Genomic DNA, 1,260 nt, shown 5'->3' with positions numbered 1-1,260 from the left:
CGGGAATATGACTTCTTTTCCGGATAAAAATATTTCATCCATTCAATATAATTATTTAAATTTACCAAAGAAGATCACTCAAAACTCTGTAGCAACAGATTATGTATACCGTGCAGACGGGGTGAAAGTGAAGAAGCTCTTTGGAGGTTTGCAGACGGATTACCTGGATGGCTTCCAGTATAAATCTACCTACCCAAGTGAAACGGATGGTTATATTGACACTTCTGAGCCAACAGAAATAAAATTGAGAATTATTCCAAATCCGGAAGGATATTTTGATGCTTTAAGGAATAAGTATTGAAGCTGTTTAAACTTATTTTAGAAAAAAAGTTCCGAGAAAATTAGCAATTTTGGATTGCAATTAAAAAAACTAATAATCTGGAACTCATCAGCAAAGATAAAATAGAGAAATGGATTTTACCCCATTTAAGCAAAGGAAAAAGGGGATTTTCTACAAAGTTTGACGTGGTAAAAATAATCCAGACCATTATAAAACGGCTGAAAACCGGTTGCCAGTGGCGTGAGATTTCTTTAAAAGACTATTTTGGGGAAGAAAAGATAAGCTGGCAAAATGTGTATTATTTTTTTAATAAATGGAGCAAGGATGGCAGTTTCAGGAATATTTGGGTTCATCTTTTGAATCGTAACAGGCGGTTGCTGGATATGTCTTGTGTTCAACTCGACGGAAGCCAGACCCGTTGCAGAATGGGCGGCGAATCCACAGGGTATCAAAGCAGGAAATCTGCGAAAACCAGCAACATGATTTTTCTTTGCGACAATCGTGGTCAATTGCTTTCGATGGGAAATCCCAGAAGCGGAAATCATCACGATTTATATGAAATAGAAGATGTTATGGGCGAGATTATTGAAATTTTGTCGGAAGCGGAAATTTCTCATAAGGGACTTTTTTTGAATGCAGATTCGGGATTTGACAGTGAAAGTTAAAGACAGAACTTACAAATTGAGGAAATAACAGGCAACATCAAAACCAATCCCCGGAATGAAAAAACAGTAGATAATGATCATTATTTTGATGAAAAGCTGTACGAAAACAGATTTAAAATAGAGCAGGCAAATGCATGGTTAGACGGCTTCAAGGCTTTGCTGATAAGATTTGAAACACTGGATATTACCTGGAAGAATATGCACTTTTTGGCGTTTTCTCTTAAACTAATCAAAAAATTAAAAGTTTAAACAACTTCAATGTTTTTTTTCAAAAATAGATTGWCCCAVAAAAAGTGGCATTCATTATTGTTTCTA

At 35.5% G+C, this 1,260-nt stretch carries 2 protein-coding genes; both read left to right on the top strand.

Annotated features, from left to right (window positions below):
• On the top strand, window positions 1-301 hold a 301-nt coding region (locus SOP96_RS19915; protein ID WP_326322602.1), incomplete at its 5' end, for a hypothetical protein.
• Between the two features lie 53 nt (window positions 302-354).
• Window positions 355-945 carry a transposase gene (locus SOP96_RS19910; protein WP_326322603.1) on the top strand — a complete coding sequence of 197 codons (591 nt, stop codon included), beginning with the start codon at window positions 355-357 and terminating at the stop codon, window positions 943-945.
• Window positions 946-1,260: the final 315 nt, after the last annotated feature.

Origin of the sequence: Chryseobacterium salviniae (assembly GCF_035819015.1) — a bacterium.
GTDB lineage: Bacteria > Bacteroidota > Bacteroidia > Flavobacteriales > Weeksellaceae > Chryseobacterium > Chryseobacterium salviniae.
The sequence above is the reverse complement of the archived record's forward strand: the minus strand, read 5'-3'. Positions and strand labels throughout refer to the sequence as shown.